Annotated in this window: 8 protein-coding genes; 6 read left to right on the forward strand and 2 right to left on the reverse strand. The window is 67.2% G+C overall.

Going from position 1 to position 7,106, the window contains the following annotated elements; all coding sequences use genetic code 11:
• The 6 genes from M6444_RS12905 to M6444_RS12930 form a co-directional block, all read left to right on the forward strand.
• Positions 1 to 1,116: sulfatase-like hydrolase/transferase (locus tag M6444_RS12905; protein ID WP_298327882.1), on the forward strand; the 1,116-nt coding region annotated here is incomplete at its 5' end.
• 46 nt (positions 1,117 to 1,162) lie between these two features.
• Positions 1,163 to 2,125 carry a tripartite tricarboxylate transporter substrate binding protein gene (locus tag M6444_RS12910; protein WP_298327885.1) on the forward strand — a complete coding sequence of 321 codons (963 nt, stop codon included), beginning with the start codon at positions 1,163 to 1,165 and terminating at the stop codon, positions 2,123 to 2,125.
• 1 nt (position 2,126) lies between these two features.
• Complete coding sequence (locus M6444_RS12915; RefSeq protein WP_298327890.1) at positions 2,127 to 2,618, forward strand: tripartite tricarboxylate transporter TctB family protein; 492 nt, start codon at positions 2,127 to 2,129, stop codon at positions 2,616 to 2,618.
• A 2-nt stretch (positions 2,619 to 2,620) separates the two neighbouring features.
• Positions 2,621 to 4,123, forward strand: coding sequence for a tripartite tricarboxylate transporter permease (locus M6444_RS12920; protein WP_298327893.1), 1,503 nt, complete (start codon positions 2,621 to 2,623; stop codon positions 4,121 to 4,123).
• Between the two features lie 2 nt (positions 4,124 to 4,125).
• Positions 4,126 to 5,091 (forward strand): NAD(P)-dependent oxidoreductase, encoded by a 966-nt coding sequence (locus M6444_RS12925; RefSeq protein WP_298327896.1) that lies wholly within the window; start codon positions 4,126 to 4,128, stop codon positions 5,089 to 5,091.
• A 13-nt stretch (positions 5,092 to 5,104) separates the two neighbouring features.
• Positions 5,105 to 5,791 carry an FCD domain-containing protein gene (locus M6444_RS12930; RefSeq protein ID WP_298327899.1) on the forward strand — a complete coding sequence of 229 codons (687 nt, stop codon included), beginning with the start codon at positions 5,105 to 5,107 and terminating at the stop codon, positions 5,789 to 5,791.
• A gap of 37 nt (positions 5,792 to 5,828) precedes the next feature.
• Here M6444_RS12930 and M6444_RS12935 read toward each other — a convergent pair whose 3' ends face one another.
• Both M6444_RS12935 and M6444_RS12940 read right to left on the reverse strand, forming a co-directional pair.
• The gene (locus tag M6444_RS12935) at positions 5,829 to 6,101 is read right to left on the reverse strand and encodes a hypothetical protein (protein ID WP_298327902.1); all 273 of its coding nucleotides are present in this window, start codon (positions 6,099 to 6,101) and stop codon (positions 5,829 to 5,831) included.
• 85 nt (positions 6,102 to 6,186) lie between these two features.
• Positions 6,187 to 6,936 (reverse strand): hypothetical protein, encoded by a 750-nt coding sequence (locus M6444_RS12940; protein ID WP_298327904.1) that lies wholly within the window; start codon positions 6,934 to 6,936, stop codon positions 6,187 to 6,189.
• Positions 6,937 to 7,106 lie beyond the last annotated feature (170 nt).

Genomic DNA, 7,106 nt, shown 5'->3' on the forward strand with positions numbered 1-7,106 from the left:
CTCAAGCAGGTCGGTTACCACACCGAACTGGTCGGCAAGTGGCACTTGGGCCTCGCGCCGGAGTCGCGGCCGGAGGCACACGGCTTCGACCGCACGTTCGGGCACCTGGCTGGCGCGGTGGACTACTACTCGCATATCCACTACAGCCCGAACAACCGCCGGGTCACGATGAACGGTGAGACCTACGTGGGCACGCCGTTGCACGACCTGTGGGAGAACGGCGAGGAGATCTATCTCGACGGCGAGTACCTCACCGACCTCATCGCCGATCGCGCTACCACGGCCGTGCGCCACGCGGCGGACAAGGCCGAGCCCTTCTTCCTCTACGTGCCGTTCAACGCTCCCCACTATCCCCTGCACGCACCGGCGAAGTACAAGGAACGCTTCGCTCACCTGCCATGGGACCAAATGATCATGGCGGCGATGATCAGCGCGTTGGACGACGCGGTCGGCAGCGTCCTGGACGAGCTCACCCGGCAAGGCCTCCGGGAGAACACCCTGGTCTTCTACATGTCCGACAACGGCCCGTCGCGCGAGATCCGCAACTGGCTGGACGGAACCCAAACCCCGTTCCGGGCCAGCAGCTCCGGCGGCCTCAAGGGCCACAAGTTCAGCCTGTTCGAGGGCGGCATCAGGGTGCCAGGCATCGTCAGCTGGCCGGCCGCGATCCGCCCCGGGCAGGTCATCAGCGAGCCGCTGGCGGCGATGGATCTGTTCCCGACCGTGCTGGCCGCGGCCGGAGGCGACCCGGGCAGCTACGAGCTGGACGGTCATGACGTGTTACCCGTACTGACCGACGGTGCCCCGTCACCGCACGAGGACATCTTCTGGGAGCAGGGCGGCCAGACCGCCGTCCGGCGCGGCCGATGGAAGCTCGTCCTCGACGGCCAGCTCGAAGAAGGACTTCCACCGGCGGACCCGGTGTTCCTCGCCGACCTCGCCGACGACCCCGGCGAATCGGTGAACCTGGCTGGCGACCACCCTGACCTGGTCGCTGAGCTGACCGCGGCGGCCACCACCTGGCGCGACGGCATCGAACGGCGCTGGGCGGAGCAATGGTTGCCGCGGATCCCCGACATCGACACCTATGTATTTCCCCCGGGCGTATCGAAATGACCGCGTGACGCTCCGGCACGCCCCCGACCTCAGGAAGGCCCGAACCATGAAGCTTTCGATTCCGGCCGCAGCGGCCGCCGGCATGCTGCTGGTCACCGGCTGCTCACTGACCGAGGAAGCTGCCTCCGACTCCTACCCGTCCCGGTCGATCAGCGTGATCGTCCCCGTGCCGGCGGGCTCGTCCACCGACCTGTCGACGCGCATCCTGACGCCGTGCCTGGAGAAGGAGCTCGACACCACCGTCGTGGTGGAGAACCGCGAAGGTGGGTCCGGCGCGGTGGGCAACGGCGTGTTCGCCAATGCCGAACCGGACGGCTACACCTTGGTCTCGACCACCGCGGCCAACGCCGTCTTGCCGCCCATCCTGGAAGGTGATGTCGGGTTCGACGCCGACAGCTTCCGTCCGCTCGGCATGATCGGTACCGCCCCGATCGTCCTGGTGGTTCCCGCGGAATCGCCGTTCCAGACGGCGGAGGATTTCTTCGCCGCCGCCGAATCGGGCACAGTCATGCTCGGTGTTCCGGGCACGACCAGCGTGCCTGGCATCTCTGCGAACGCGCTGATCGCCTCCACGCAGTTGGGTATCGAGCCGGTCCCGTTCGACGGCAACGGCGGCACCATGAACGCTGTGCTCTCCGGCGAGGTCCAAGCGGGATACATGTCGGCGGATTCCGGTGTGGTGCTGCCCCGGGTGGAATCCGGTGAGGTCCGGGTCCTCGCCACGGCGATCACCGAGCCGATCGAGACCATGCCGGACGTGCCGACGCTGGAGTCTCTCGGGTACTCCGACCTGCCGTACGCCGACTCGTTCTGGTTCCTCGCCACCCAGCCCGACACGCCGGACGAGGTCGTCGAGGTCCTCGAGGAAGCGATGGAAACCTGCATGACCTCCGAGGAGGTCGTCGACGGACTCGGTGAGAGCGTGGCGCCCAGCTCGTTCATCGACGGTGACGAGGTCGCCGACCTGCTGCAGCAAGCGGCTGCGGACTATGCCGAGGGCCAAAGCTGACATGGCCGCCGCGGCTGACACCACCGTGGACCCGGCCGACCTCAGGTTCGGCCGGATCGGCTTCGCCGTCCTGACCGCCCTGGCCACCGTCACCACCATCGGGGCGTTCACGACGTTGGACTTCGGTACGCCGGCCCGGCCTGCGCCGGGCTTCTGGATCGGCTGTGTCTCGGTGGCCACCTTGATGCTCGTGGTGGTCGCATTGGTGAATCCGCGTATCGCCGTGGACGGTGTCAGCCGCATCACCCGGGCTGATGCTGCCGCTGTCGCGTTGGCCGTGCCGCTGCTCGCCCTGACGCCGTCGTTGCTGACCCTGTTGGGGCTCACCGTGACCACGGCACTCGTCTGCCTCTACTGGTTCCTCGTGATCACCAGAACGCGCCCGCTGTTCAGCGTGATCGGCGCAGGAGCGATCACGGCAGGCATCGTGATCATCTTCATCGAGCTGCTCCACGTGCCCTTTCCCCTGGGCACACTCACCGGGATCCGGTAACCATGGACGTACTCCAGAACCTGCTCGACGGACTGCAACTCGCCCTCGGTGCCGAGAATCTGCTGTTCGTGCTCCTCGGGGTGTCCGTCGGCATGATGGTCGGTGTCCTGCCCGGGCTCGGCCCGGCACCGACGGTCGCCCTGCTGCTGCCGATCACGTTCGGCCTGGAGCCGTCCACGGCGGTCATCCTGCTTGCGGGGGTCTACTACGGCGCCATGTACGGCGGGACGATCACCTCGGTTCTGCTCCGTATCCCCGGCGAGGCCGCCTCGGTGGTCAGCACCATCGACGGCCACGAGATGGCCAAGCAGGGCCAGGCCGGCCGGGCATTGGGGCTGGCCGCCATCGGGTCGTTCGTCGGCGGCCTCATCGCCACCTGTTGCCTCGTGTTGTTCGCGCCGGCGCTGGCCGACTTCGCGTTGAACTTCGGCTCGCCGGAGTATGCCGTTCTGGCGTTTCTCGGACTGATCCTGGTCGCCTACACCTCCGCGGGGACGATGGCGAAATCGCTGGTGGCGGTGGGCATCGGCCTGCTGCTGGCCTCGATCGGGCAGGACCCGATGACCGGCTCGAGCCGATGGGCCTTCGGCGTGCCTGAACTCATGAGCGGCATCGACGTCGTCGCGGTGATCATGGGGCTGTTCGGGCTGAGCGAGATCCTGGTCAACATCGTCGACAACCGCCGAGGCGAGTCCACGATCCGTCAGGTCGGCCGGGTCCTGCCCACCGGCCGCGATCTACGGGACAACGCCGGCGCCATCGGCCGCGGCTCGATCATCGGCACCGGGCTCGGCCTCGTCCCGGGCGGCGGGGGAGTACTGGCGTCCCTGGTGTCCTATGGCACCGAGCGCAAGGTTTCGCGGCGCCCGGAACGGTTCGGTCACGGCGCACCCGAAGCGGTGTCCGGTCCGGAGACCGCGAACAACGCGGCCAGCATCTCCACGTTCATCCCGCTGCTCACGCTGGGCTTCCCGCCCAACGGCGTCCTGGCCGTCATCTTCGGTGCGCTGCTGATCCAGGGCGTGACCCCGGGGCCGGCGCTGATCTCCGACCACCCCGACATCTTCTGGGGCGTCGTGGGCTCGATGGTCGTCGGTAACCTCATCCTGCTGATCATGAACATCCCGCTGCTGCCGGTGTTCGTGCGGATCGCGCGGATTCCACCTGCCGTGATGGCCACCCTGACCGTGGCGATCCTGATCGTCGGGGCTTACAGCATCAACGGCAACACCTTCGACGTCGGTGTCATGGTCGCAGCGGGTCTCGCCGGCTATCTGCTCCGGCGCATCGGCGTGCCGCCCGCACCGATCGTTCTCGCGTTCATCCTGGGCCCGATCTTCGAAACGAACTTCCGCCGGTCCCTGGTACTTTCCGATGGCGGCTTCGACATCTTCGTCTCCTCGCCGACGGCGATCGTGTTGCTCGTTGCTGCGATCGCCGTACTGGTCAGCACGGCGTTGCCGATGGTCCGGCAACGCCGTCAAGCGCTCGAGGCGGAGGACTGATCATGACCGCAGCTGCTGAAATCTTGCTGCCCACGACGATCGACACCGCGATCCCGCTGCCGGACGGTGTCCGCGCGGTGTCGTACGACCCGGCAGCGCCGGTGCCGGACTCCGCGAGCAACGCTGAGGGCCTGGTGCTGTGGGGGGCGAGCGCGCAGTGGATTCGTGCCGCCGTCGACCGGCTGCCCCGGCTGCGTTGGGTGCAGACGCTCGGCGCCGGATACGAGCCGGTGACGGCGGCCGGCTTCGGCCCGGCGGTCACGATATGCAACGGGGCCACGTTGCACGACGCGACGGTGGCCGAGCACGCTCTGGCCTTGTGTCTGGCGGCGGCTCGGCGGCTGGACCTCCTGGTCGACGCCCAACGCCGAGGCGAATGGAGCGACCGCGGTGGGCTGCAAGACCTCGACAACTCTCGCGAACTCACCACGCTGGCCGGCGCCCGCTGCGTCATCTGGGGCTTTGGGGGCATCGGCCGGACTCTGGCGCCGTACCTGCGCATGCTTGGCGCGCACGTCACCGGCGTGGCGCGCTCGGCGGGGGAACGCGACGGCTTCCCCGTCGTCGACGAAGCCGGGCTGGATGCCCTACTCCCGGACACAGATTTGTTGATCATGATCCTGCCGGGTTCGGATGCCACCCGGCATGCACTCAGCGCAGAACGTCTGGCCCGGCTTCACCGCACCGCGTGGTTGGTCAACGTCGGACGCGGCAGCACCGTCGACGAACAGGCACTGGCCGAAACGCTGCGCCGGGGAGCCCTGGGCGGTGCCGCACTGGACGTGTTCGAGACCGAGCCGCTGCCCGCTGGTTCACCGCTGTGGACGCTGCCGAACGTCATCATCAGCCCCCACGCTGCAGGCGGTCGCCCGCGCGGATATGCCGAGCTCATCGCCCACAACGCGGCAGCTCTGCTGGGCGCCGAGCCCTGGCGTAACGTCGTCCGGCCCGGCCGGACCGGACTCTGAATAGGGTGATCACATGTCGGCCTCGACCCTGCACTCGGCGGTTCTCGACGAGTTGGGTTCTGACATCGTCAGCGGCGAATTGCCGGCCGAGTCGATACTGACGCTCGATGAACTGCAACAGCGCTACTCCGTCTCGCGTGGAGTAGCGCGAGAGTGCATGCGCATTCTCGAGTCGTTGCGGATGGTCACCTCACAGCGGCGCACCGGCATCTGCATCTCCCCTGAGCAGAACTGGAACGTCTATGACGCCCGCGTGATTCGGTGGCGGCTGGACAGCAAACACCGCACCGCCCAATTGCGCTCGCTGACCGAGCTGCGACTCGGCATCGAGCCCATCGCCGCTCATCTCGCCTCGCTACGCGCCGACGAGGAGCAACGAGACGAGCTCCGCACTGTTGCTGAACAGATGCGTCGCTACGGTACGGCGCGCCGCCCCATGCGCTACCTCTCCGCCGACATCGAGTTTCACCGCATCATCCTGACGGCGTCGGGCAACGAGATGTACGCCGCGCTGGCCGACCCGATCGCGGAGGTTCTCAAAGAGTCACCCAGCCACGGCCGTTCTGAATATCCGGTTCCGGAGACCATCGGCTACCACGAGGCCGTCATGGAGGCCATATGCGCCGGCGATGCGAACGGTGCTGAACAGGCCATGACCGGACTGCTCAGTGACGTGCGAGGCGCGCTCAAGTTGGAGTGAGCAGCGCATCCGTCAGCCGTCAGGTTCCTGCCTGGCATCACCGGCGCAGCCTTCTCACGTACAGACTGTAGAGCGCGACGACGAGGATGAGCGTCGTCACAGCGGCGAGAACGAGAGGAAGCAGGGCATAGCCGGCGCCGTAATTCACCGACAACTCCTGACCTTCGTCGGACCGAAGCACGCAGCTGCCTGCGAAACGCGTCCGCTCCATGTGCGCGTGGTTGAAGCCCCTGGTGTCCTCGAACTGGATCAGCAGGCGCGTGCACAGCTCGCCGAGTCGCAGAGATGCCAAGACCAGCGCCGCCGTCACGCTGGCGCTGGCGATCGTTGCACCCCAGAGAAGCGCTCGCTGCAGCGCACCGACGTTCCGCTGCGCCGCGGCCGAGGCACTATCGCTACTCATCGATGCGGGCCAGCATTTCGAGCGGAGTGCTCAGCCGTCCGCCGAGCACCGGGTCTTGAGCGGTGACCTCGTCGATGAGCATCCGCACCAAGGCATCGTGCGCTCGCGCCAACTCCGATGCCGACGTGGTCGTGGCGCGCGCGCTCCGGAGCGCGTCCAAGAACGCGGCGGGCAGGCGATCTGCTTCTCGTCCGTGATGTGGGTTGAGGTCATGGCGCAGACATGCCAGCACGAGAAGCTGGTCGCGGAGGTGGTCGAGCATCATCGTCGCCTGCCAGGAGCGTTCACGTGCGATCGCCGAGCGCGAGTGCAGTGCATACAGCCAGGCCCACCCGATCACCTGCGACACGTCCGGCCCGCTTGACCTGGGCGCGTGCTCGACGGTGCCGAAGAGCACCTTGACCGCCGGCTCGGTCGCCCGGAACTGGTCTTCTGGCCAGAACGAGATGTCGACCTGCAGGGACGAGTCGAGGAAGAACACCCGGTACAGAACCCCGCCGGCCGTGACGTCGAGGTGGTGGGCTGCGCCGTGCCGGTCGTAGAGCCTGCGCGTCCAACGGCTGATCACATCGTCCGTCACGGCGTCGTCGCTCACCTGCAGAACCAGGTCGATGTCGGACCATGCGTCCTCGAGCCCGGCCGCCGCGGAACCGACCAGGGCGGCTCCGACGATCTCCTCATCAGCATGAGCGGTTTCGACCAGATCGTCGCGCAGGCCGGCGCGCTCAGTCGTCGTAAACATTCTCGATGTCAAACCTCTCGACGGAAAAGGTGCCCGGATGACCAGTGTGCTGCGAAAGATCAAGGGTAAGAGCTAGATGTGGGCGCAAGCCCCGTCGACGGTGCCGAACTGGCCGTACGTCTCGCGTCAGCGGAGACGAATCGTCGACACGTCGATCGTCGCCCCCGGTG

This window comes from Haloactinopolyspora sp. (assembly GCF_027324685.1).
Classification (GTDB): domain Bacteria; phylum Actinomycetota; class Actinomycetes; order Jiangellales; family Jiangellaceae; genus Haloactinopolyspora.

Coding starts and splice junctions, on each gene's coding strand:
- M6444_RS12930 (WP_298327899.1), top strand. CDS start 5,105: ATGTCGGCCTCGACCCTGCACTCGGCGGTTCTCGACGAGTTGGGTTCT.
- M6444_RS12925 (WP_298327896.1), top strand. CDS start 4,126: ATGACCGCAGCTGCTGAAATCTTGCTGCCCACGACGATCGACACCGCG.
- M6444_RS12940 (WP_298327904.1), bottom strand. CDS start 6,936: ATGTTTACGACGACTGAGCGCGCCGGCCTGCGCGACGATCTGGTCGAA.
- M6444_RS12910 (WP_298327885.1), top strand. CDS start 1,163: ATGAAGCTTTCGATTCCGGCCGCAGCGGCCGCCGGCATGCTGCTGGTC.
- M6444_RS12915 (WP_298327890.1), top strand. CDS start 2,127: ATGGCCGCCGCGGCTGACACCACCGTGGACCCGGCCGACCTCAGGTTC.
- M6444_RS12920 (WP_298327893.1), top strand. CDS start 2,621: ATGGACGTACTCCAGAACCTGCTCGACGGACTGCAACTCGCCCTCGGT.